The organism is Onishia taeanensis, assembly GCF_013349955.1.
Classification (GTDB): domain Bacteria; phylum Pseudomonadota; class Gammaproteobacteria; order Pseudomonadales; family Halomonadaceae; genus Onishia; species Onishia taeanensis_B.
Window position 1 is genome coordinate 14,471 of the sequence record NZ_JABVXC010000020.1, and the last position, 24,612, is coordinate 39,082.

The window sequence follows — 24,612 nt, forward strand, 5'->3', positions numbered from 1 at the left end:
GAGACGCCACCTTGATGCCATTCTCGATGCCAAAGCTGCTCCCTCGACGATTGCCACTTCGACGGACGACACGCCGCTCGCGCCTGGCAGTGGAATGGCTCGCGCTTCTGATGGCCCTGCTGCCCGCGCTAGCCCAGGCACAAGCACAGGGACAAACATCCCCCAGCACGGTCATTGCCAGCCGTGCCGATACCCGCAGCTGGTCGGAACAGCTGGAAGCGCTGGGCACGCTGCGAGCGGATGAAAGCGTGACGCTTTCCGCGACCGTGACCGAGATCATCAGCGAAGTGAGCTTCGAGGATGGCCAGCGGGTTAGCGCCGGCGACGTGCTGATCCGCCTGGAGGACGGCGAGGAGCAGGCGCAGTTGCGAGCCGCCCAGGCGCTGCGCGACGAGCGACGCAATGCGCTGTCCCGCGCCAGCCAGCTGCAATCCCGCAACCTGGCGCCCAGGGCCAATGTCGAGGACAGTCAGGCGCAGCTGAGGCAGGTCGAAGCACAGATCGACGAAATCGAGGCGCGTCTGGATGCCCACCGGCTGCGCGCGCCATACGATGGCGAGGTGGGCTTTCGCAACATCAGCGTCGGCAGCCTGGTCACCCCCGGCATGGCGCTGGTGACGCTGGACAAGCTCGATGTCATGAAGCTCGATTTCCAGGTGCCGGAGAGTCGCATCAGCCTGCTGTCGAGAGGACTACCGCTCACGGCGCATAGCCCGGCCTACCCGGACGAGCGCTTTCAGGGCCAGATCGCCAGCATCGGCACCCGCATCGACCCGGTCAGCCGCAGCGTCACGGTCCGCGCCAAGCTGCCCAACGACGGGCGACGCCTGCGCCCCGGTATGCTGATGGAGGTCACGCTCGACGGTGCGTCACGCCAGGCGCTGGTCATCCCCGAAGCCGCATTGATTCCGGAAGGACGTCGTCAGTCGCTGCTGGTGATCGATGAAGCCGAGATGACGGCGCAGCTGCGGAATGTAACCATCGGCGCCCGCCGTGCCGGCCGCGTAGAAGTTCTAGACGGCCTTGCTGCCGGCGATCTGGTGGTGATTCATGGCAGCCAGTCCACCCGCGATGGGCAGGCCGTCGAGGTGTTGGGCATCGTCGATGCCTCGACCACGGTCGCGGACATTCTCAAACGCAGCCGACCGGACGCGGCCGCCGCAGACAAAGCGGATGATGCCTGATGCGCCTGTCCGATATTTCCGTTCAACGCCCGGTATTGGCAAGCGTACTGGCCGCCTTGATCGTGGCCTTCGGCCTGCTGGCCCTGGAACGCTTGCCGCTGCAGGAATACCCGGCCATCGACCCGCCTATCGTCAGCGTAGACACTCGCTATCCAGGCGCCTCGTCAAGCGTCGTCGAGACCCGCATCACCCAGGTGCTCGAGGACCGTATCTCCGGTATCGAGGGCATCCAGACCATCAGCTCGTCGAGCCAGGATGGCGAATCCGAGATCACCGTCGAGTTCGGCCTCGACCAGGATATCGACGCCGCAGCCAACGACATGCGCGACCGCATATCAGGGGCCCGGGGCAACCTGCCGGATGAGGCCGAGCCGCCGGAGATCCAGAAGGCCGACAGCAGCTCGGAAGTGGTGGTGTGGCTGAGCCTGTCAGGCGAAGGCTATTCGATGGAAGAGCTCACCGACTACGCCAACCGCTATCTGGTCGATCGGCTGTCGGTACAGCCCGGGGTCTCGCAGGTGCGCGTCGGCGGCGGACGCGATTACGCCATGCGCCTCTGGCTCGACCGCAATGCCCTGGCCGCCCGCAACCTGAGCGTCGGCGACGTCGAGGATGCTCTGCGCGACGAAAACGTCGAACTGCCCGGCGGCGCCATCACCTCCGAAGACCGTCAGTTCGTGGTCCGCCTGCCCCGAAGCTTCGCCACCGCCGACGATTTCCAGGGGCTGGTGCTTGCCGAAGGCGCCGCTGGTGATCTGGTACGGCTTGGCGATGTTGCCAGGGTCGAGATCGGCGCGGTCGAGGAACGCACCATCTTTCGCGGCAACGGCGTGCCAATGGTCGGCCTGGGCATGATCAAGCAATCCACCGCCAATGTGCTGGACCTCGCCCAAGGCGTGCGCGCCGAAATGCAACGCCTGCAGAAGACACTCCCAGAGGGGCTGAGCCTGCGCCTCAACTTCGATGCCTCTGTCTTCGTGTCAGGCGCCATCAGCCAAGTGGTGGCGACGCTGTTTATCGCCATGGGCCTGGTGGTGGTGGTGATCTTTCTGTTTCTTGGCAACCTGCGCACCACCCTGATCCCTGCGGTCACGGTGCCGATTGCAGTGATCGGCACCTTCATTGCCCTGGCGGTATTCGGCTTCACCATCAACCTGCTGACGCTGCTGGCTCTGGTACTGGCCATCGGCCTGATCGTCGATGACGCCATCGTGGTGCTCGAGAACATCCATCGGCGCATGCAGCAATATGGCGAGACGCCGCTGGTGGCCGCCTTCCGCGGCAGCCGCCAGATTGCCTTCGCGGTGATCGCCACCACCCTGGTGCTGGTGGCGGTCTTCGTGCCGCTGAGCTTCCTTGAGGGCGACATCGGCCGGCTGTTCGGCGAATTTGCACTGACGCTATCCGCTGCCGTGGTCATCTCGAGCCTGCTGGCCCTGACCCTGACGCCGATGATGGCTTCCAAGCTGCTTAGCCCCGGTATGCACGAGAGCCGCCTGGCCATCGGTGTCCAGCGCCTGCTCAAGGTCAGCCAGCAGCTTTACCGCACAGTGCTGGTCCGCGTGCTCAAGATGCGCTTGCTGGTCGCCGCACTGTTTCTGGCCATGCTGGGCGGCGCCGGCTGGCTCTCAACGGAGCTGCCCCGCGAATACACCCCCAAGGAAGATCGCGGCAACTTCTTCCTGCTGGTCAATGGCCCGCCCGGCGCCAGCTACGACTACATGCTCGACTACATGAACGAGATCGAGACCCGGCTGCTGCCGATGATCGAGACCGGCGACGTCGACCGGGTACTGATTCGCGCACCACGGGGCTATGGCAACATCGAGACCTTCAACGACGGCTTCGCGATTGTCGGCCTGCCCGACTGGGGCGAGCGACGCTCGGCCTGGGCGATCATGGATGATGTTCGCAACCGACTCTCGGGCCTGCCCGGGGTGCGCACTTTCCCGGTGATGCGCCAGGGGTTTGGCGGTCGGGTGGAGAAACCCGTGCAGTTCGTGCTCGGCGGCGGCACCTATGAAGAACTGGCCGACTGGCGGGACCGTTTGATCGAGCATATCCGCACCGACAATCCGCGCCTGACCGGGCTGGACAGCGACTATGAGGAGACGCAGCCCCAGCTGCGAGTGGATATCGACTACCCGCGTGCCGCCGAGCTCGGGGTCACCGTCAGCGAGATCGGTCGCACTCTCGAGACGCTGCTTGGCGGGCGCAACGTCACCCGCTACGTCGATGACGGCGAGGAATACGAGGTGATACTGGAAGGCGAGCCCCGCGACACGCAAAGCCCGCGTTCGCTGGACAGCATTCAGGTGCGCTCGGCGCGCAGCGGCGAGCTGATTCCCTTGGCAAGCCTGGTGACGCTGACCGACTTCGCCGGCCCCAGTACCCTCAACCGCTTCAACCGCATTCGTGCCATCACCCTGGAGGCCGACCTGGCCGAGGGCTATCCGCTCGGCGAGGCCCTGGCCTACCTGCAAGAAAGCGTCGACGAACTCCTGCCCGCAGAAGCCCAGACCGACCTCAAGGGCGCCTCGCGGGATTTCATGGAAGCAAGCGGCGCCACCACCTTCCTGCTGCTGCTCGGGGTGCTGGTGGTATTTCTGGTGCTGGCGGGCCAGTTCGAGAGCCTGGTGCACCCGCTGGTGATCATGTTCACCGTGCCGCTGGCACTGTGCGGCGCCCTGCTGGGGCTCTATCTTGCCGGGCAATCGCTGAATCTATATAGCCAAGTAGGGCTCGTCATGCTGGTTGGGCTCGCCGCCAAGAACGGCATCCTGATCGTGGAGTTCGCCAACCAGCTACGCGATCAGGGCAGCGCCTTCCGTGATGCCCTGATCGAGGCATCGGTGACTCGACTACGGCCGATTCTGATGACCGCCGTGACCACCATGGCCGGTGCCGTGCCGTTGATTCTGTCCACCGGCCCCGGCGCCGAAACCCGGCTGGTGATCGGCATCGTGATTCTCAGCGGCGTCGCTGCGGCGACCCTGTTCACCCTGTTCGTGGTGCCGGTGGCCTACGACCTGCTGGCCCGGCACACCGGCTCGCCGCAGGCGGTCGCCCAGCGCCTGGAGAGAGAAATGGAGAGCTGAACGCCAGCCAGAGCAACGGCGTGGCGGCTGCTATGCTACACAATGGGATGATGCTTTCACCCGAGTTGCCAGGCGATACTTCTGCAGCCGACCGCCAGTCGAGAGGAATCACTGCCATGATCGAATTTCTGCCCTCTGGGGCCAACCATGTCGTCGCCCTGCGCGCCAGCGGACGGGTAAGCGCCGATGACCTGCAGGAAGCCATCGACGCCATTGAAGCGCTGAAGAAGGCGCATCCCCGAATCAGCCTTTACACCGAGATCGACGAGATGCGCTGGATGACCCTGACCGCCATGCTGCGCGACCTGGGCTACGGACTAACCCAAATCGGCGATATGGCCCATTATCATCGCGCGGCCGTGGTCACCGATCACAACTGGCTGCGTCCGCTGGCGACGCTCGAGAACCATCTCTTCAAACCCTTCGAGGTGCGCATCTTCGATACCCACCACAGGGACCATGCCAAGGAATGGGTTCGCCAGCTGCCTCAAGCTCCCCAAGCTGCCGGTGCCGACGAGGCAGCGGCCGGTTAGCGGCTCACAGCTTGGCAGCACTCACAGATTCACGGCAACAGGCTCTGTGGCTCAGCATTCGCCCATCCGCTGAGCCTCGATGGTGGTGTGCATCTTGAGCGCCCCCATCTGGGTGGTGGTATCCACGTCTACGCTGCCCTCGGCCCGCTCGCCGAGGAAACGCAGGTTGCCATCGATGTTGGCCTCACCGCCGGAACCCCGACAGACCATGCGGTAATCCATGCGCTCCCGACTGCTGGTCGACTCGATCACCTCACAACCATCCTGGTCCTGAATCAGCGAGCGCTGGGCATCGGCGATGTCGGCGTCGGTCAGGCATTCCTGATGGGATTCCGTCTGATCGGGAATCGGCAAGTCTCCCTCGACATGGGTCATGCTGCTGAACGCCCACATCCCGGGCACCAGATTCGGGGTGTCATCCTGAGCGAGCAGCATGGCAGGCGAGATCAGCAGGGCAATGGCGAATAGAAAAGCAGGTTGCATGGCAACGACTCCCTCAAGGGCGGTTTTCCAAGCGTAGTCCAGAGTCCCGTTCCCAGAACCGCTTTCGGCAACTCACACAGCTGCCAGGTATCTCTCGCCAGTTCGCTTGTCGCCCGCCTGACCTCACGCCCATGAAAAAAGCCCCCTCGACGAGGGGGCCAAAAAACAGAGCATTGGACCGAGGCTTTTACGCAAAACCTCACAAGGCCCGCGAGTCAGGCGCGGCGATCGAAGCCGTTATCTACAAACGGATAATCGGTATAGCCCTTCTCGTCACCACCATAGAAGGTCTCGGAGTCCGGCTCGTTGAGCTCGGCACCCACGCGGAAGCGCTCGACCAGATCCGGGTTGGCGATGTAGGAACGCCCGATCGCCACTGCATCGGCGATGCCGTCATTGATGATGCGCTCACCACGCTCGGCGTCGTAGTGCCCGCAGAAGATCAGACTGCCGGTGAAGCGGGCACGCAGCGCACGACGGAAATCATCGCTGAACTTGATGTCGCCACCGGCCCAGTCGGGCTCGTTGACGTGCACATAGGCGAGGCCGCGCTTGGACAGCTGTTCGAGCAGATAGAAGGTCATCGCCTCGGATTCGTCATCGGTCAGCCCGAACAGCTCGATGAACGGCGTCAGGCGAATACCGGTGCGCTGGGGACCAAACACCTCGGCCACCGCATCGACCACCTCAAGCGGGAAGCGTGCGCGGTTTTCCAGCGAACCGCCGTACTGATCGGTGCGCTTATTGGTACCAGTAGCCAGGAACTGGTTGAGCAGATAGGCGTTGGCGGCGTGCACCTCGATCATGTCGAAGCCTGCCCGCTTGGCGCGAATGGCCGCCTGGCGATAGTCCTCGACGATACCGGGAATTTCATCGGTTTCCAGCGCCCGCGGCGTGCTGGTCTCGTGCCGGCCGGCGGTGCCGTCCTCGAATTCCACGAAGCACTGAGCGCCCTCGCCCTTCAGCGCGCTCGGCGCCACCGGGGCCTGGCCATCGGGCTGCACCATCTCGTGAGAGACGCGACCGACGTGCCACAGCTGCAGCGCCATACGACCGCCCTTGGCATGCACGGCATCCACAACGCCCTTCCAGCCGGCTTCCTGCTCGTCGGTCCAGATGCCCGGTGTATACACATAACCGCGAGCCGTCGGGGAAATGTTGGTCGCCTCACTGATGATAAGCCCGGCACCGGCACGCTGGCCGTAGTAGGCTTCCTGCAGCTTGCCCGGGACACTATCTGGCGTGCGGGCACGAGTCAGCGGCGCCATCAGAATGCGGTTAGGTATCGTCAGGCTGCCCAAACGAGTCGGTGTCAGCAGGGTATCGTAAGCCATTCGGCAACTCCCGTTACAATAGATTCAAGGCTTGGATTCGCATGCTTGCGATCCTCGCCTGCTTTGATTAGACCAGTTTACTAGTAACCTTGGAGAGCTGACTACCCCACGCTAATTATTAGTGCAGTAATTAAAATTCATGGCGGCTCAGGGGCGTGGCACAACGACGATGATGGTGGCGCCAAGACGCGGTAATGCAGGCAGCGACGAGGGCAGAGACCAAAGGAGCGATGATGGAACTGAGATTCAACGATCCGCAGGAACAACAGCGTTGGTATGCGGTGAATGACGGCGTGATGGGCGGCGTCTCGCAAAGTGGGTTCAGCGTTTCACAGGGCAACGGGCGCTTCCATGGCGAAGTGTCGCTGGAGAACGGCGGTGGGTTTGCATCCGTGCGACGCCAACCGGACGGAACGGAATCAGGCTTTACCCAGGCCAAGGGCATCGCCATCACCGTGCGTGGCGATGGTCGCAGCTACCAATTGCGCCTGAAAAGCGCAGCGCTTGGCGATTCCAGTGCTTACCGAGTGGCCTTCACTCCGGCCACGAATGCCTGGCAGACGCTCACCTTCCCATGGGCGGCATTCGAGGCCGTGAGGCGAGGCACCGTATTGAGTGACGCACCGCCCCTGGCGCCTGAAGATATTCACCAGATCGGCTTCCTGATTGCCGATCGCTCCGCTGGCCCCTTCTGCCTGCGGATAGATCGAGTGGCCGCCGCTTTCTCGCTGACATCGACAGACGGCGCAAGTGCCGAGAGAGGCGCGCAATAGCGGGTGCTCAGGATTAGGAAGCAACGAACAGAGTGATTGACTCGCCCTGGGTAGAGGACCCAGGGCGAGAGTCACAGGGGGCTCAGTTCTTGACGGCCGCCACCAAGGCATTAGCGAAGGTCTCGGTCGTTCCGCTGCCACCCAGGTCTGGTGTCACTTCCTCACGAGAGCTCTCGAGCACCGCGCGGATAGCGGTGCGAATCCGCGTGCCTTTGTCCTTCATGTCCAGGTAGTCCAGCATTTCCGCCGCGGCCAGCAGCAGAGCACAGGGGTTGGCCACGCCTTTACCGGCGATGTCCGGCGCCGAGCCGTGTACCGCCTCGAAGATGGCCGCCTGCTTGCCAATGTTGGCTCCCGGTGCCATCCCCAGGCCGCCGACCAGACCCGCGCAAAGATCGGAGAGAATATCGCCGAACAGGTTAGTGGTGACGATGACATCGAACTGATGGGGATTCATCACCAGTTGCATACAGGCATTGTCGACGATCATTTCCTGGAACTCGATCTCAGGAAAATCCTCAGCGACTTCTCGAGCGACATCGAGAAAGAGCCCGGAGCTCGACTTGATGATGTTGGCCTTATGGACCGCCGTGACTTTCTTGCGCCCCTTGGCACGCGCCAGCTCAAAGGCATGGCGCACGATCCGCTCGGACCCCTTGCGAGTGGTCTTGATACTAGCGACCGCCGTCTCGCCATCCTCACTCAAGCTTTGGCCTTCGGCCATGTAGGCGCCTTCTGTGTTCTCGCGCACCGTGATGAGGTCGATGTCATCATAGCGCGAGCGCGTGCCCGGGAAGCTGATCGCCGGGCGCACATTGGCGTACAGATCGAAATGGCGACGCAGCTGAACGTTGATGGAAGAGAACCCCTTACCCACCGGTGTGGTCAGCGGACCTTTAAGGGCCAGGCCGTGCTCGGCGATGCTGTCCAGCGACGCCTGGGGAATCAAGGTGCCGTGCTTCTCCAGCGCCCCGAGGCCAGCCTCGATCACCTCATAATCAAAGCCACAGTCCAGGGCATCGAGCACCTTTAGCGTGGCATCCATGATCTCAGGGCCAATACCATCTCCCTTGATGACGGCGATAGTCTGGGGCATAGCGAGTCTCCTTGGGTGGGTGAATCATTGAGCAGCGTGGTCTCTACGCTGGCGCCTACAAGTGACGTGAGAGTGTCAGAATGTCGATCCGCTGACCAGAAACCAAGCCTCAAGCAGGCGAAATGATTAATATCTCATCATGATGATGACCACGAGGAGCCTCCACCCAGTGGGCACGATGCTATGGGCACATGCTGTGAGCCCGGGCGAGGCAGTATATAGAATGCCCCTATACAGCCTGAAATATTAGCCCCCAATTCTTAGAGCCTCTGTCGAAACGGTCGAGGCATCTTCCCCCATGACTCAGCGTCCAGCGCGAGCCAGCAGTGACTTGGCGCGATTGATCACCGGTTCATCCACCATCTGGCCATCGAGTTGGAAGGCGCCATCAACGGTTTCGGCGATATCCAGCACGCGACCGGCCCATGCAAGCGCCTCATCACTGGGGGTGAACGCTTGATGGATAGGCGCTATCTGGTTGGGATGAATAGAGAGCATCCCGGAAAAGCCCATTTCGACGGCTCTTCGCGCCACCCGTTCCACCTGCTCGGTGTCGTGAATATCGGCGACGACGCTTTCGATCGGCGGTGGCAATAAAGCCGAACGTGAGCATACGACCAACCGATAGCGACACTGATCCAAGATAGCCGCTGCGCCTGGCGTGTTCGGCTCAAGATTCAAATCCGTCATCAAGTCCAGCGCCCCGAAAGTCAGCTGTGCGATTCCTCTGCTGCTAGCAAGGGTCTCCAGGGCAACCAGGCCTCGCGCTGACTCGATGATCGGCCATATCGGTTTACCGACCTCGGCGACCCTTTCGATCTGACGGCAAGTCTCGGCCTTGGGCAGCATGATACCCGCGACACTTGGAAATTCCTCGCAGAGGACCAAGTCTTTCTCGATCTCTGCAGATAGCGAGTTGACGCGCACGAGCACCTCCCCCTTGGGCGTCGAGGCGAGATAATCGTGCAGCAGGGAACGGGCCTTGTCCTTGTCATGCGGGGCAACGGCATCTTCAAGATCGACGATGACCCGATCCGCCTCGCTGGCGAGAGCCTTGGTGATGCGCTCGGGACGCGTGGCAGGGACGAACAGAAAGGAGCGTTGCTGGGTCAGGTGCATGGAAATTTCCTTGTATGTCAAATCACGCCGCGGGACTTGAAGTCACTGATGGCATTATCACTGAAGCCCAGTTCCCTCAGGAGTTGGGTACTGTGCTCACCCAAGGCGGGAACTCCAGCCATCCGCGGCGTATAGGCATTGTTGCGGCCGGGGGGAAGTAACGCCGGCAACGGGCCTGCCGAGGAGTTCACCTCGACCCAGCGCTGGCGGGCCTCGAGCTGCGGGTGCTGCCACACGCCATGCATGTCGTTGACGTGAGCATTGGCGATTTTGGCTTGCTCGAGCCGAGCGATAACCTGCTCGGCACTCAAGTCCGCGAAGGCAGTACAGATCAGCGCGCGCAGTTCCTCACGATTGGCCGAGCGCTTGGCATTGTTGGAGAAGCGGGCATCGCCGACCAACGACGCATCCTGCAGCACAACCTCGCAGAAGGCCTGCCACTCACGCTCGTTCTGCAACCCCAGGATCACCGTCTGGCCATCGCCTGCCGGAAAGGGACCATAGGGATAAATCGTCGAGTGGGAGGCGCCGGCACGCGCGGGGGGCTCGGCGCCGTTGTAGGCGTAGTACAGCGGATAGCTCATCCATTCGGTCAAGCTCTCCAGCATCGAGACGTCGATATGACTGCCCAATCCGGTCCGCCCGCGAAGTAGCAGCGCGGAGAGCACACTCGAGTAGGCATACATGCCGGCTGAAATATCGGCGATGGAGCACCCCGCCTTGACCATGCCGTCGTCACCGGGCAACCCCGTCGTGGACAGGAAACCGGCCTCGCTCTGAATCAGCAGATCGTAAGCCTTCTTGTCCCGGTAGGGGCCGTCATCGCCGTAACCCGAGATGTCGCAAACGATCAGCCGAGGGAAGCGCTCGTGAAGGGTCTCGAACGACAAGCCAAGACGCGCCGAGGCGCCAGGGGCCAGGTTCTGAACCAGCACGTCGGCGTCCTGAAGCAGTCGTTGCATGATGTCGTCGGCATCATCGGCCTTGACGTTGAGCGTCAGGCTCTCCTTGGAGCGATTGGTCCAGACGAAATGAGACGCCAAGCCCTCGACTCGCGTGTCGTAGCCGCGAGCAAAGTCGCCGACGTCGGGTCTTTCCACCTTGATCACTCGAGCACCGAGATCGGCCAATTGACGAGTACAGAAGGGAGCCGCGATGGCATGCTCCAGGCTGACGACCGTGATGCCGTCCAAGGGACGAGATGAGGCTGAGCTTTGCATAGTCACTCCTGTTGTCGAAAATTGACCGAAGAATCGTGGTATTGCGCCCCGGTATCTGGGGCCAATTTTCAGAGCTGCTCGATATGGTTAAAAACTCCCGCCGGCCAAGTCGGTAATTTCCCATTGAGAGCGCGACCGACACCGACCCGAGAGACACGCCGACGGGAGAAAACTCGACTAAGAACAGATCAAGCCATGCGATTAATGACTTCAATAATGGGAATCCGCCCAGTTGGTCGCGTAGGCGCGCCCTGTCACTGGCCGGACCAGATATGCTGATACTCGTGACTCAGTATGGGGTAGATGGATTCCGTGAAGTTCGGCAGGTCCGCCAGCAAGGTCTTGCCCTCGGGGCTGGCGAGCGACGCGTTCAACGCTTCCTCGGAGCGAAACCAGAGTTCGGAAAAACCGTCATAGCCGAACTCGGGAAACTCCTCGCGACTGACGAGGTTCACCGAATAACGCAGCATGCCGGGCAACTGCTTGCAAAGATCCGCATGCACGGTCAGCCAGTGCTTCTCGAACGCTTCCTGGGACATGCCGGACTTTTTGACGACGAGCCCGAGGCGTTTGACGCATTGATAAGACATGGTATTCCCCTATGCTTCGTGGTAATGGTTCCCGCTCACCGGAAGTGGCCCAGCAAGGCCTAACTGACGAATGCGAGGCCTTGCTTGGGCCCATGATTCAGCCACCGGGTAGTGCAGATTCACCTTTAATACCTTTCTGGCCGGTCTCTACTTCACTCGACTCGCTCTGCCAAGAATTCGGATCCAGATCGAGCCCGGGGTGCTGCCTGACATCGAATATTGGCTGGTCGATGCCCTGTCGAACCTGGTCATCATAATCCCGGAGGATGGCCAGGCCCGGCTTGAACAGCAGAATCAGGGCAACCAGGTTGGCGACCGCCAGCAGCCCCATGGTCACGTCGGCGAAGCCGAATACCGAACTCAGGTCGCGGGTTGCACTCCAGCCCACCAGGATCACCACGAACCCCCGATAGAGCGTCGTCAGCAAGCGATTATTGGGGCTGAAGTAATACAGGCTGTTCTCGCCCAGATAGTAGTTGTAGAGAATCGAGCTGAAGACGAACAACAGCAGCGCGACGCTGACGAATGACCTGCCCCAGGCGCCGACATGCTCGGCCATGGCCGCCTGGGTCAGGGCCACGACACTCAGATCGTTGTCCATGCCGGGGGCATAGACCCCACTGAGAAGGATCAGAAAAGCGGTACAGGAACAGATGAGCAGGGTGTCGATGAAGACCGAGAAGGCCTGCACGATGCCCTGGTTGACCGGGTGGGGCACATAGGCCACCGCGGCCACGTTAGGAGCACTGCCCAGCCCCGCCTCGTTGGAGAAGAGTCCCCGCTTGAGCCCCATCATGATGGCAGCGCCGATGCCGCCGCCCACCGCCGGTTCGAGACCGAAGGCGCTATGGAAGATCAGCGCGATCACACCGGGCAGCTTGTCGACGTTCATGACCAGCACGACCAGCGTTACCAGCAGGTAGCCCACGGCCATCACCGGCACCACTAGGTCGGAGATACGGACGATGCGCTTGATGCCGCCGAAGATGATCAGCCCGACGATCACGGCGAGCGTGATGCCGGAAGCCAGGACCGGAAAGCCGAAGGCGTCCGCCAGGGAGGTGGCCGCGGCGTAGGACTGCACGCCGGTGAAGGCGAGGCCGAACGTGAGCAGCAACAGTACGGCGTAGACGTTCGCCAGCCACTTCCAGCGCCGACCGAGCCCCCGGGTGATGTAGTACGCCGGCCCACCGCGGTAGGTGCCATCCCCTTCGGCCTGCTTGTAGGTCTGGGCCAGGGTGCACTCCAGGAAACTGGTGGCCATGCCCATCAGGCCGACCAGCCACATCCAGAAGATCGCCCCGGGCCCACCCAGGGTGATGGCGACCGCGACACCGGCGATGTTGCCGCCGCCGACGCGGCCGGCGACGGACAGCACCAGCGCCTGGAAGGAACTGAGGTGGCCGCGCTGTTCGCGCTTGAAGGCCTGGCCTGAGCCGAGCACGCGAAACATGCGGCCGAAGTAGCGAAACTGGACGCCACGCGAGGCGACCGTGAAACCGATGCCGACGGCGACCAGTAGCACCAGCAGCAGCTTGCCCCAGAGCAACTCATTGAGTAGGTCGAGCATGTAATGTCTCCGTTGTTATTGTCTTGGGAGGGACTCATTGCTTCTTGTCAGTAGCTGATGCCGATTTACGACCTGATGGCGATAATGGCCTCGATTTCGACGACCACGCCCAGCGGCAGCGACCCCATGCCGACGGCGGAGCGGGCATGGAAACCGGCCTCGCCCAGCACCTCGGTGAACAGATCCGAGCAGCCATTGATCACCTTGGCGTGATCGCGGAAATCGGGATCGGCGTTGACCATGCCGGTCACCTTGGCGATCTCGATGCGCGACAGGTCGTCGACCGCCGACTTGGCAACCGCCAGCAGCTGCAGGCCGACGTTGCGCGCCGCCGCGTATCCGTCGTCGATCGAGGTGTCCTGGCCCATCCGGCCGGTGACGAGGGTGCCGTCGGCATTGCGGGGGACCTGGCCGGACAGGTACAGCATGTCGCCCACCCGCTTGACCGGGCGGTACTGCGCCAGCGGTTCGGGGGCTGCTGGCAGAACGAGTCCCAACGAATCCAGTGTCTGTTCCGGTGTCATGTTCACTCCTTGCTATCGATGATGGATGGCTCGCGGAGCACGCGAGTGTCTCCGGAGACGCGAATGCTGGCACCCCGCTCGGGCGGGATGCCGGCTTCCAGGCGGGAAGGCACGCCCATGTCCTCCCCCTGATGAATGACGATGGCGCCCTCGTGCGGCCAGTCGAGGTCGCGCAGGTAGCCGGCCAGTGCGGCCGCCGCCGCCCCGGTGGCCGGGTCCTCGTAGACGCCACCGAACGGGAACGGATTACGGGCGTGGAAGTGCCGTGCGGTGTCGGCATGGACCAGGTTGAAGGTGACGAGCCCCTCGCGGGCGGCCAGTGCGCGCCCCTGAGCGAGGTCATACTGCATCGTCCGCAACCGCTCGCGAGCGTTCAGCGCCAGGATCAGATGATCACCGCCGCCATGGGCGATCGCCGCGGGTATCCGCGGGTCGAGATCGTCCGGCCCCAGCCCGAAGAGTGCCAGCGCCTCCTCGAGGAGCGGCTCCGACACCGGGCCGCTGCGGGTCGACGGCGACTGCAGGGAGGCCCCCCACCGCGTTGTAGAGAGATGGCCCTCGACGGTGATCCTGGCCTTGTTGAGTTCGAGCGGAAACAGCCCCGGCCCCTGTTGGCTGGCGAGCGCGGCACCCAGCGCGATCGTGGCGTGACCGCAGAAATCGACCTCGACGCCGGGCGCGAAGTAGCGCACTCGCCAGCCATCGCCGGCGGGCGCGGCAAATGCCGTCTCCGAATAACCGACCTCGGCGGCCAGTGCCTGCATCCGCTCGGCGGCGGGCAGGACATCGCACAGCACCACCCCCGCCGGATTGCCGCCCCGCCCCTCGGCGGAGAAGGCGGCGATATGCTGTAGCTTCATCGTTCCATGTTTCCTGTCAGGTCGTTGACACCGAACCGCTCCGCACTCTTGACCAGCAGCGTCAGGGTGCGGTTGAGGGGGACGGCGATATCATGCCGAGCGGCACGCGCGACGATCTCCCCGTTGAGGAAATCGATCTCCGTGGGCTTGCCGTTCATCAGGTCCTGAGCCGTCGACGAGTACTGCTCGGCCATCGACGTGGGAATGGCGCGAAGGGTCTCGAATACCCCATCCGGCACGGCGATCCCCTCCGCCCGGGCGACGGCGATCGCCTCGCCGGCGATCTCTTCCATCAGTTGCGATATGCCGTCCTGCTCTACCATCTTGCCGTAGGGCAGGCGAGTGATCGCCGAGAGCGGGTTGATGGCGCAGTTCACCACCAGCTTGGCCCACAGCGACGCCATGGCGTCTTCGCCGACCTGGGTCTCGACGCCGGCCGCGTTGAGAACCCCCGCCACCTCGTGCGCCCGCTCTCCGGACAGCTCCAGCTCCCCGCGACCTTCATGGCGCACCACGCCGGCTCCGTTCATGCGACTGGCCACGTAGACCACCACCGGCATCACCGGCCGGCCGAGAAGGGTCTCCAGTGTTGCGGCATTGGAGACCCCGTTCTGCAGGCTGAGCACGATGCAGGACGGGCTCAGATGCGGCGCCATCTCCCGCCCGGCGCGCTCGGTGTCGCCGGACTTCACGCAGACCATCGCCAGCTCGGCCCCGGCGATCGCCGCCGGGTCACTGCTGGCCTCCACCGAGGCGACCCGGCGCTCGCCGTGCTTCTCCAGGATCAGGCCGTTGCGGGACACCGCCTCGACGAAGGCGGCACGCCCCACCAGCACGACCTGGTGTCCGGCCAGCGCCAGCATGGCGCCGTAGTAGCAGCCGACCGCGCCAGCTCCCACGATGGCGATTTTCATGAACTTTCTCCTTTAGGCGTCACTCCGGCTTCGCCCGGCCACTGGCCAGCGGCTTGCCGGACACGCCGTCATCCGTAATGGTTGACGACCGTCTTGATTCGCGAGAACTCATGCAGGGCGACGAAGCCTTTCTCGCGCCCGTGACCCGATTTCCGCACGCCGCCGAAAGGCAGTTCGACGCCGCCCGCGGCACCATAGTTGTTGATGAACACCTGACCACAGTGGAGCGCCTTGGCAACTCGCTTCTGGCGCGCGCCGTCGCGGGTCCAGAGCGCCGCCACCAGGCCGTAGTCGGTGCCGTTGGCGATGGCGACCGCCTCTGCCTCGTCGTCGAAGGGAATGACGCAGAGCACCGGCCCGAAGATCTCTTCCTGGGCGATGGTGGAAGCCGGGTCGCACGGTCCGAAGACCACCGGCGCGACATAGAACCCCTCCGCCGGCGCCGCCGAGCCGATCCGCCCCCGGGCGATCACCGGCGCGTCGGCCTCGGCGATGTAACGCTCGACCCGCTGCTGCTGCTTGGCGGAGATGAGAGGCCCCATGATGACCGACTCGTCGGAGGGCCCGACCTCTATCGCCTCGAAGCGCGTTTTCAGTTCCGCCACCACCCGATCGTAGATCGAGCGCTGCACCAGCACGCGGCTGCCCGCCGAGCAGGTCTGGCCGGCATTCTGCACCAGGGCATTGACCAGCACCGGGAGCGCCGCCGTCAGATCCGCGTCTTCGAATACCAACTGTGGGGATTTCCCGCCCAGTTCCAGGGTGCAGCCCACGTAGTTCTTGGCCGCCGCGATCTGCACCAGAGTGCCGACCTCCGGCGAGCCGGTGAATGAGAGAAAGTCGACGCCGCGATGCTCGGACAGTGCCTTGCCAACGACATCGCCACGACCGGTCACGACGTTGAACACCCCTGCAGGAAACCCGACCTCTCGAGCCAGTTGGGCGACGCGCAGACCGCTCAGGCAGGCATCCTCCGACGGCTTGAGCACCACGGTGTTGCCCATGGCCAGCGCCGGCGCCACCGAGCGCCCGATCTGCTGAGCCGGATAATTCCACGGCACGATCACCCCCACGACGCCGTGGGGCTCGCGGTACATGGCGACGTCGTAGCCTTCGAGGAAGGGGATGAGTTCACCGTGGAACTTGTCCGCCGCGCCGCCATAGAACTCGAAGTAACGCGCCAGAATCGTCATATCGGCACGTGCCTGCTTGATCGGCTTGCCGTTGTCCTTGGTCTCGAGTTGCGCCAACGACTCCGCCTCTTCGAGAATACGCGCGGCGAGCCGGGCCAGCAGTCGCCCGCGTTCCGCCGCCGTCAGCGTCGCCCAGGGACCATTTGCAAATGCCTCTCTCGCCGAGGCCACGGCCGATTCGATATCCTCGGCATCGCTGTCGGCGATCTGCGCAAACTGCGCGCCGTCGATCGGCGAGACGACGGGCATCACCCGCCCGCTTCGCGAGGGCACCCACTCGCCCGCGATCAGATTCAACGGTTCAGGGATAGATAGCCCGTCCATCGAGGTCATGTCGTTCATAGGTGACTCCTCTTTTTATCTTGGCTTTTGTCTTGGCGGGCCACGCCGGGCGGCGACCACGCGCTAACCTTGACGCTATTCAGCCGTTCACCGGCCGCGCGTCGGCATTCAGAATATCGGCATTGTCGGCCCCGAAGGCGCTACCCACCCTCTGCTGTGGCCGCTGGCCATTGAAGCGCAACGGACTGGCCAGCAGGCGCATGTCCGGGCGTGAGGAATGCGGGACCTCGGAGATCATCTCGACCTCCTGTACGAAGGGGTTGTCCAGCGCCTCCTTCACCGTGTAGATCGGGGCGATCGGCAGGATCCCCTCGAAAATTTTCAGCCAATGTTTGGTGGGCTGACGGGCGAACTCCTGGTCGAGGATCGGGGTCAGCTCATCGCGATGGCGGGAACGCAGGTTCTGGTCGACGAAACGCGGATCCTCGGCCAGATCCTGGCGCCCGAGCTTCTCCAGCATGAGCCGCCAGAACTGCTCGGTCATGCACATGACGTAGAGCCAGCCGTCGGCGGAAGTGAACGTCTGTACCGGCGAGACGGACATGTGGGAACCGCGGGGCACCCGGTTGGATTCGACGCCCTCGTTGAGATACCAGGTGCCGACGTAGCCGAGCTGGTGCAGCGCGACATCGAACAGGCTAACGTCGACGTCGCTGCCCTCGCCGGACGTCCGGGCCTTGAGCACCCCGGCAAGGAGCCCGGTGACGCCGAGCGTGCCGGTCATGAAGTCGATGATCGACACGCCGAAGCGCGTCGGGTCGGCGCTGGGGTCGCCGGTCAGGTGCATCAGCCCGGCCTCCGCCTGCATCAGGTAGTCGTAGCCCGGCCAGGCGGCGCGCGAGTTGTTGCGACCGTAGGCGGAGATATGCAGACAAACCAACTCCGGATTCAGGTGCTTGAGGCTGGCGTAATCGAGGCCGATCCTGCCCGGCTGGTCGCCGCGCAGGTTGTTCATCACCGCATCGGCGGTCCGGACCACGCTCTCGAAGGCTCGACGGTCGTCCGGGTCCTTGAGGTCCAGGGCCAGGCTCTGCTTGCAGGTATTCCAACCCTGGAAGACCAGGCTGTCGTTATCGCCCAGGAAGTGCGGCCCCAGGCGCCGCGCCGGATCACCGCCGGTCTTGACGTTCTCCACCTTGATCACCGTCGCTCCCAGGTCGGCCAGCAGCATCGATCCGTAGGGCCCGGCGGCAAAATGCTCGACGGTCACGATCTTCAATCCTTCAAGCGGCTTCATGGGGCCTCCGGCGTGGCTGGGATCGGGTTGAAATCGGGGGTCTCCTTGGCGAAGAAGGCGCGCACGCCCTCCTGACAGTCGGCGGAGGTAAAGACCGCATCGCTGGCCTCCAGCGATCGCGCGATCAGCTCCGGCAAGGACAACCGGGTGGCCTCGTCGATCAGCGGCTTGCACAGCGCGAACGCCAACGCCGGGCGCTTGGCCATCTCCGCCGCCAGCGCCCGTCCGGCTTCCAGCGACTCGCCCTTGGCGGCGATGCGGTCGACCAGGCCCCACTGCAGCGCAGTGTCGGCATCCACCGATTCGGTGAGAAAGATCAGTTGCTTGGTCCGGCCTTCCCCGATCCGACGCACGGCCCGGTATGGCCCGCCGCTGCTGGGGAACACCCCCAGACGCATCTCGGGCAGCGCGAACCGGCTGTCGCTTTCGGCGACGATCAGGTCGCAGCACAGGGCGATTTCCAGGCCGCCTCCGAAGGCGAGGCCGTGGATGGCGGCCACCACCGGCTTGGGAAAAGCGTCCAGTTTCTGGAAGACAGCATTCTGACGGCGCAATTTGCGCTCGACGACCTGCCCGGGCAGGTGAAACTGCTCGAATTCGGCGATATCGGAACCGGCGCAGAACGCCTTGCCGGAGCCGGTCAGCACGACCGCACGCACGCTGTCGTCGTGGCGCAGCGTCTCGAGAACGGCATCGAGCTGCCCGGTCATCTCGATCTTGAAGAGATTGAGCGGCGGGTTCTGCAACGTAATCGTTGCGATATGGCCGCTGACTTCACAGGCGATATAGGTTTCGGTCATCTCGTTTTTCCCTCTCGAGCCGCTGACGGCAAACGATGCGCCACGGCGGAATACCTGTATGTAACGAGGTTAGGGCGACGCTTATATTCAGACAAACTTAATATTCTTAACAACTACTAATAATTACTTATCAATAAAGCCGATCGCTTTCCATGCGTGCCGATCCGCTGTGCAGGCACGCTTCCTATCAAGACGTCTGGAATGGCGTTTTCTGCAGCAGGCTCACCTGTTCCGGCATGAAGGCGCCTCCATCGCCACGCTCGACGAGGGCGCCCAGGGTGTCGTGAATGGCCCGGGCCACTTGGCGTGACGCACCGGACTCCTCGGCCATCTGGTCGTAGTAGCCGGCATCCTTGTAGGCGTTCTGGATGGTGAAACGCAGCAGGTCGGCATTGCCTTCCAGGATATAGGGCGCGACCCGCTCCAGTGCCGCGCCCCCGGCGCCGCCTTTTCTCAGGCAGTCCACCATGGCGTCCACGTCCATGCCATCCTGGATGGCGCAGGCGGCCACTTCCGCGATCAGGGTCACGGTCCCCAGCGAGACGATGTTATGGACCAGCTTCAACTGGTGGCCACTACCGACGCCGCCGGCAACGAAGATGTTCTCGGCGAAACTCTCCAGCAGCGGGCGGATCCGCTCGATGACCGCCTTCTCGCCCCCCACCAGCAGGTTGAGCCGCCCTTCCTCGGCCTCCTTCGGCGTTCGGGTCATCGCGGCATCGACAAACTCGCAGCCCTTCTCCCTGACCCTTTCGGCCAGCGCCCGGGTCGAGCTCGGAATCGCCGTCGAACAGTCGACCACGATCGCGCCCGGCTGCAGCGCGGCCAGTGCGGCACCGTTACCCACCAGCACGTCCTCGACCTGAGGCGTACCGGTCACGCACAGGATCAGCACATCGCAATTGGCCGCCACGTCGGTCGCAGTTGGCCAGGGAGTGGCACCCTGTTCGACCAGATCGGCGGTCGGCTGGTTGCCTGGCTGGTCGAGAAAGTGCAGATTCCAGCCTTTGCCGACGATGTTCCTGGCGATGCCGTGGCCCATCAGCCCAACACCGATCACTCCAATAGCTTTCATATGACTCACCTTTCAGGTTTTATTTCAGGCTTAACAATCAGCAGCCTTGCTTAGTTCACACCTTCTAAATTCATAAAAGGCATCCCCTCAACTGCTTTCAATCAATAAAGAAGATCCACCAGCCCCATGGAAATCCAAGGCATGTATGTAATAGCCAAAAGACACCCGAGTACCAAAAGCACGAATCGCATCAACCAAGGCAGCAACTGATCAATAGACAGTTTTGCCACTGCACAGGCTGCAAACAAATTCACGCCAAGCGGTGGCGTAAACATACCCAACGCCAGGTTCACGACAATGATCAGGCCAAAGTGGACAGGATCGATACCATACTGAACCGCGATAGGAGTAAAAATAGGCGCTAATACCAGGATGGCTGCCGAGGTCTCTATGAACATTCCAACAACCAGTAGCATCACGTTGACAGCAAGCAGGAAGGCGATGGGAGTCTCGAACATTGTCGTCACCCAAGCGGCCACTTCACCGGGCAACCCTGAACGACTGATCAGAAAGCTGAACAGCGCCGCCGCCGCGATGATCAACATCACCGCTGCCGTAGAGATCACACTTTCTCGAAAAATCGGAAAAAGCTCCGACCAGGCGAGTTCTCGATAAATCAGCCCTCCTACAATTAACGCATAGATCACTGCCACGGCTGATGCTTCAGTGGGTGTGAAAACGCCTCCATAAATACCCCCTATCACCACTACGGGCATCAGCAGGGCTACCCAAGAGCGCCTTAATGCCGTTATAAAATCATGACGATCCTCTCTATCACGCAGGCCATATCCACGTTTCTTGCAGAACAGGAACAGGAAGATCAGCAATGCGCCGCCAATCAGAAGCCCGGGGCCAATACCCGCAATAAATAGCTTGCCAATGGAAGTATTAGTGCTCACACCGTAAAGAATCAGAGGAATGGAAGGTGGAATCAAGACCCCCAACTCAGCGGAAGATGCCTGTATGGAAGCCGCCAAGGGACGCGGATAGTCATGTTTCACCATCGCCGGAATAAGGATCGACCCAATGGCAAAGGTCGTCGCCACACTGGAGCCGGAAACCGCCGCAAACATCATGCAAGTCAGAACACACGTCATGGCAAGGCCGCCTTGCAGACCTCCCACCATGGCTTTCGCAAGATCTACCAGTCGCCGGGAAATGCCCCCAGAAGCCATGAGGTTGCCCGCCAGGATGAAAAAAGGAATCGCCATCAGCGGAAAGTGATCAATGCCCACAAACATTTGCTGAGGGATCAACAACAGTGGTAACTGGGAGAAGAACTCAATACCGATGATCGATGCCAGCACAATAGAAATGGCAATGGGAACACCCAGGCCAAAAAGAATAATCAACGATAGTCCGATGGCAGCATTCATGCCCGCTCCCCCTCTTGAGTGGGAGCAATAGGCACTCCCCCTTTGAATTGAGCAACCAGGCGAGCCACGACTGCAATCAGCGTAAAGCCAGACCCAACCGGCAGGGCGGAATAGGCCCAGGCAATAGAAACGTCCAGGCCTGATAGCATCTGCGGTTGCACGCGAAGCGTCATCAAGGTACCGAAGTAAATCAGCACCAGCAGAACCAGAGCACTACAACCCGCAATAAATACTTCGAGCCAAACAAGCCGACACTCTGGTATCAGTTTGTAGATAACCTCGACGGACATCATGTGGCCTCCCCGAAACCCCGGAGCGGCCCCCAGAAAGACACACCAGATCATCGCGGACCTGGAAACCACCTCAGACCAAGTGGAAGGGGCATCAAAAACAAAGCGTGTAAGCACCTGATAGAACCCCAGGGCCACAGATACCGTCAGCATTATGACAGCACCGAGAAGTGCCAGGCGCGTTGTCTGCCGTTCAATATGAAAAAGAAATTGCAGCATCGAGGACACCATTGCGCAGACCCTCCCGGCACGTTGAGAAGTGTCAAGCACCGGGAAGCTAAATTGTTATTGGATGCCGGCAAATGCCGGGGAACTGGCTCAGCGGTTGAAGCAGGCGCTGCCATGAATGCGATCCAACATCTCGCTGCCGTACTCATCGGTGTAGATCTTGTAGGCGGGTTGGACGGCCTTGCGGAACGGTGCCTTATCGATATCCCGGATCACTGTCATGCCGTGATCCTCTAGCGTCTTGACCCCGTCGGTCTCGAGCCGCGACACATCAGCACGCGTCGCCTGTGTCCCGGCCTTTGCGGCCTCGCGGAACCAGTCCTTCTCCTCGTCAGAGAGCTCTCCCCAGAGCACCGGGGAGGCCAGCATGATGGCCGGGGAATAGACGTGCCCAGTAAGCGACAGGTAGTCCTGAGCCTCCCAGAGATTGCTCGTGAGAATCACCGAGATGGGGTTTTCCTGACCGTCGACGGTGCCCTGCTGCAGCGCAGTAAACAGCTCAGGAAATGCCATCGGCGTGGGATGCGCGCCCATCGCCTTGAAGGCCGCCATGTGCACCTTGTTCTCCATGGTGCGAAGCTTGAGCCCTTCCACATCGTCCGGCGTTCTGATGCTGCGCTGGCTGTTGGTCATATGGCGGAAGCCATTCTCGGTCCATGCCAGCCCCACCAGGTTGTTCTGGTCGATCTTGTCGAGCAGTTCCTGACCGATCGGGCCATCCAACACGCAGCGCGCCTGCTGGTAGTCATCGAACAGAAACGGCAGGTCGAGCACATAGGTCTCCGGGACGAAATTGCCCAAGGGCCCGGTCGAGGTGATGACCCCATCGATGGTGCCGATCTGCAGCCCCTCGATCATCGAGCGCTCTCCACCCAGCGCACCAGCGGGCTGCTCGGTGACGGTGAACTGGCCATCACTGAGCTTTTCCAGGGTCGCCTTGAAGGCATCGACACCTTTCGAGTAGGACGAACTGTCAGAAGTGGCGTGGGCAATGGTGACCGACTGGGCGTCAGCGTCGAGGCTGACGGCGGATAGCGCCACAGATGTGGCGCAGATCAGGGCTCCAGTGAGCGAGTGGCGTGCGAACGGTGGTTTCATTGTTGTTACCTCATCTTATATTGCAACGCGTAGGCTGCTCCCGATCACCTAGGACCTGAGCCAGGTCATTTCGGGCATAAAAGCCTTAACGATTCCGCAACCTGAGTTGAGATTAAAAGAAATGGGCGATGGTCTTATTTTTTTAGCTCGCCGTTATCTTCAGCACCACCTTGACTGTAAGGCTCACACTCACAAGCGGCAATGTGATTAATCTTAATATTTATACAGATTTGCTTACCAATCCGATTAAACAACCAGCCCACATGGAATTTAATGCCGGACACGGCATCCAGCGATGCAATATCTATTAACAAAAAACTCAAAGACCCCACTAAAAAAAATGAATCGGAGACATGTAAAAATAGCCATTTAAAGCGACACACCTCGTACTTAATCAAGTGCATCACTTATCCGAGCGAACTGAGGTTTTTGAAAACTGAGGTTTTAGCACTGAGTTTTTTGAACAGAGTTAAGGCCGCTATGAGTGTTTCCTGAACACCTAGCATCTTTTGAGTAGTGACAAGATCCAAAGCAAATTATTCAGCCTAGCTGATCAATATCGACAACCTTTCAGATGGTATGATCATGCGCTATGCTCTCTAGAGGAGGAAGAATGCCATGTCCATCAACCTTAAGCTCTTGCACACCTTCGCACGCGTTGCCCAGTTGCGCAGCTTCAAGCGTGCAGCGGAGGAGTTGGGACGCACGTCCTCTGCGATCAGCATGCAAATATCAGAGCTCGAAGGCCAGATCGGCTTGAAGCTCCTCGAACGCACGACGCGCAACGTCACACCGACACCTGACGGTGCGACGCTTCTGGAACACGTGCAGGATTCAATGAAGAGCTTGGAAACAGGCATTGCGGAGGCACGTGATGCTGCTGAGCGCAGAAAAGGACGCGTGGTCTTCGGCTGCGCCCCCACGGTGGCGGCCAACACACTCGCATCCGTTTTGACACAGTTTCGTGCTAGTTTCCCTGATGTATCGCTACATATTAGGGAAATGACATCGACCACCCTCCTCCCTGCGGTAAGAAATCGTGAAATCGATTTCGGCATTACGCCTTTTGTACAAGCAAAATCTGACCTCACGTTCAAGCGCCTGTTGCGAGAACCCCTCGTCGCACTGGTCTCCGTTCATCATTTCCCTGGCCTGCCTGATGCCCTGTCCCTGGAGCACCTCGCTAAACTGCCTTTATTGGTCATGCAAGGCATGCCCGTCATTGCTCTGCATGACCAAAGAGAAACCTCTATGTTGTTGACCGAATTCCTGGAGAGTTGTCGTCAATCACTCAACATCGCATGCAGCGTCAGGCAGGCGGCCACTCTTGTTGATCTCGCGGCATCGGGGCTGGGTATCGGCATCGTGCCGAAACTGGCAGTCCCAGCCAAGATGGCGCAGGAGGTACGCATGCTGCCGCTGACGGAACCACAAATCGTTAGGGATATTGGTATCGCAACCCTCAAAGGAGAGGTATTAAGTGAACCATCAGTTGCTTTGGCTAGGATATTCAAGGAACAACTGAATCACACCGGCGCTTCTGAAGACCCCACTCCTGACAAGTAACCGAGCCATGTATTATTGATTCCCTGATTAGTTGTCGACGCCGGAGCTATAAGTCCGTAAATCATCAAAACAGATTGTCCCCCCGACCCGCATGGCCTTCCCTTGTTGG

The 24,612-nt window shown here is 61.4% G+C and carries 23 protein-coding genes; 5 read left to right on the forward strand and 18 right to left on the reverse strand.

Annotation, left to right across the window (positions count from 1 at the left end; all coding sequences use genetic code 11):
- Positions 1–110: 110 nt before the first annotated feature.
- From HUS66_RS16550 to HUS66_RS16560, 3 genes are all read left to right on the forward strand, one after another.
- Positions 111–1,184, forward strand: coding sequence for an efflux RND transporter periplasmic adaptor subunit (locus HUS66_RS16550; RefSeq protein ID WP_175072298.1), 1,074 nt, complete (start codon positions 111–113; stop codon positions 1,182–1,184).
- The gene (locus HUS66_RS16555) at positions 1,184–4,282 is read left to right on the forward strand and encodes an efflux RND transporter permease subunit (RefSeq protein WP_175072299.1); all 3,099 of its coding nucleotides are present in this window, start codon (positions 1,184–1,186) and stop codon (positions 4,280–4,282) included. Before HUS66_RS16550 ends, HUS66_RS16555 begins: the two co-directional genes overlap by 1 nt.
- A gap of 116 nt (positions 4,283–4,398) precedes the next feature.
- Complete coding sequence (locus tag HUS66_RS16560; protein ID WP_175072300.1) at positions 4,399–4,815, forward strand: STAS/SEC14 domain-containing protein; 417 nt, start codon at positions 4,399–4,401, stop codon at positions 4,813–4,815.
- 51 nt (positions 4,816–4,866) lie between these two features.
- Here HUS66_RS16560 and HUS66_RS16565 read toward each other — a convergent pair whose 3' ends face one another.
- Together HUS66_RS16565 and HUS66_RS16570 are read right to left on the reverse strand one after the other, a co-directional pair.
- Complete coding sequence (locus HUS66_RS16565) at positions 4,867–5,298, reverse strand: DUF3617 domain-containing protein (protein WP_175072301.1); 432 nt, start codon at positions 5,296–5,298, stop codon at positions 4,867–4,869.
- 215 nt (positions 5,299–5,513) lie between these two features.
- Complete coding sequence (locus tag HUS66_RS16570; protein WP_175072302.1) at positions 5,514–6,632, reverse strand: alkene reductase; 1,119 nt, start codon at positions 6,630–6,632, stop codon at positions 5,514–5,516.
- A gap of 194 nt (positions 6,633–6,826) precedes the next feature.
- Here HUS66_RS16570 and HUS66_RS16575 point away from each other — a divergent pair, with 194 nt between their 5' ends.
- Complete coding sequence (locus HUS66_RS16575) at positions 6,827–7,405, forward strand: CIA30 family protein (protein ID WP_254628885.1); 579 nt, start codon at positions 6,827–6,829, stop codon at positions 7,403–7,405.
- 82 nt (positions 7,406–7,487) lie between these two features.
- Here the strand turns inward: HUS66_RS16575 and HUS66_RS16580 are convergent, their stop codons facing one another.
- From HUS66_RS16580 to HUS66_RS16655, 16 genes are all read right to left on the reverse strand, one after another.
- Positions 7,488–8,501 (reverse strand): isocitrate dehydrogenase, encoded by a 1,014-nt coding sequence (locus HUS66_RS16580; protein WP_175072303.1) that lies wholly within the window; start codon positions 8,499–8,501, stop codon positions 7,488–7,490.
- A 303-nt stretch (positions 8,502–8,804) separates the two neighbouring features.
- Complete coding sequence (locus HUS66_RS16585; protein WP_175072304.1) at positions 8,805–9,620, reverse strand: HpcH/HpaI aldolase/citrate lyase family protein; 816 nt, start codon at positions 9,618–9,620, stop codon at positions 8,805–8,807.
- Between the two features lie 17 nt (positions 9,621–9,637).
- On the reverse strand, positions 9,638–10,840 hold the full coding sequence (locus HUS66_RS16590) for a CaiB/BaiF CoA transferase family protein (protein ID WP_175072305.1): 1,203 nt from the start codon (positions 10,838–10,840) through the stop codon (positions 9,638–9,640).
- A gap of 254 nt (positions 10,841–11,094) precedes the next feature.
- Positions 11,095–11,430: an EthD family reductase gene (locus HUS66_RS16595; RefSeq protein WP_175072306.1), complete on the reverse strand. Its 336-nt coding sequence runs from the start codon at positions 11,428–11,430 to the stop codon at positions 11,095–11,097.
- A 97-nt stretch (positions 11,431–11,527) separates the two neighbouring features.
- The gene (locus HUS66_RS16600; protein WP_175072307.1) at positions 11,528–13,000 is read right to left on the reverse strand and encodes an alanine/glycine:cation symporter family protein; all 1,473 of its coding nucleotides are present in this window, start codon (positions 12,998–13,000) and stop codon (positions 11,528–11,530) included.
- Positions 13,001–13,065: 65 nt separating this feature from the next.
- Positions 13,066–13,524, reverse strand: a complete 459-nt coding sequence (locus HUS66_RS16605; protein WP_175072308.1) for a RidA family protein — start codon at positions 13,522–13,524, stop codon at positions 13,066–13,068.
- Between the two features lie 2 nt (positions 13,525–13,526).
- A complete protein-coding gene (locus HUS66_RS16610) occupies positions 13,527–14,384 on the reverse strand; it encodes a PhzF family phenazine biosynthesis protein (RefSeq protein WP_175072309.1) in 858 nt (285 codons plus the stop codon).
- Positions 14,381–15,298: a ketopantoate reductase family protein gene (locus HUS66_RS16615; protein ID WP_175072310.1), complete on the reverse strand. Its 918-nt coding sequence runs from the start codon at positions 15,296–15,298 to the stop codon at positions 14,381–14,383. The genes HUS66_RS16610 and HUS66_RS16615 overlap by 4 nt, the downstream gene beginning before the upstream one ends.
- Before the next feature lie 68 nt (positions 15,299–15,366).
- On the reverse strand, positions 15,367–16,833 hold the full coding sequence (locus HUS66_RS16620; RefSeq protein WP_254628886.1) for an aldehyde dehydrogenase family protein: 1,467 nt from the start codon (positions 16,831–16,833) through the stop codon (positions 15,367–15,369).
- A 79-nt stretch (positions 16,834–16,912) separates the two neighbouring features.
- Complete coding sequence (locus HUS66_RS16625; RefSeq protein WP_175072311.1) at positions 16,913–18,070, reverse strand: CaiB/BaiF CoA transferase family protein; 1,158 nt, start codon at positions 18,068–18,070, stop codon at positions 16,913–16,915.
- Positions 18,067–18,870: an enoyl-CoA hydratase/isomerase family protein gene (locus HUS66_RS16630; RefSeq protein ID WP_175072312.1), complete on the reverse strand. Its 804-nt coding sequence runs from the start codon at positions 18,868–18,870 to the stop codon at positions 18,067–18,069. Before HUS66_RS16630 ends, HUS66_RS16625 begins: the two co-directional genes overlap by 4 nt.
- A gap of 187 nt (positions 18,871–19,057) precedes the next feature.
- Positions 19,058–19,945, reverse strand: coding sequence for an NAD(P)-dependent oxidoreductase (locus tag HUS66_RS16635; RefSeq protein WP_175072313.1), 888 nt, complete (start codon positions 19,943–19,945; stop codon positions 19,058–19,060).
- 101 nt (positions 19,946–20,046) lie between these two features.
- Entirely contained in the window at positions 20,047–21,321 is a 1,275-nt protein-coding gene (locus HUS66_RS16640; protein ID WP_175072314.1) for a TRAP transporter large permease, read from the reverse strand.
- Complete coding sequence (locus HUS66_RS16645; RefSeq protein ID WP_175072315.1) at positions 21,318–21,830, reverse strand: TRAP transporter small permease; 513 nt, start codon at positions 21,828–21,830, stop codon at positions 21,318–21,320. The genes HUS66_RS16640 and HUS66_RS16645 overlap by 4 nt, the downstream gene beginning before the upstream one ends.
- 99 nt (positions 21,831–21,929) lie before the next feature.
- Complete coding sequence (locus HUS66_RS16650; RefSeq protein ID WP_175072316.1) at positions 21,930–22,937, reverse strand: TRAP transporter substrate-binding protein; 1,008 nt, start codon at positions 22,935–22,937, stop codon at positions 21,930–21,932.
- 134 nt (positions 22,938–23,071) lie between these two features.
- Positions 23,072–23,341, reverse strand: a complete 270-nt coding sequence (locus HUS66_RS16655; protein WP_175072317.1) for a hypothetical protein — start codon at positions 23,339–23,341, stop codon at positions 23,072–23,074.
- A gap of 214 nt (positions 23,342–23,555) precedes the next feature.
- On the opposite strand from HUS66_RS16655, the gene HUS66_RS16660 reads away from it, so the two are divergent.
- The gene (locus tag HUS66_RS16660) at positions 23,556–24,503 is read left to right on the forward strand and encodes a LysR family transcriptional regulator (protein WP_175072318.1); all 948 of its coding nucleotides are present in this window, start codon (positions 23,556–23,558) and stop codon (positions 24,501–24,503) included.
- Positions 24,504–24,612: the final 109 nt, after the last annotated feature.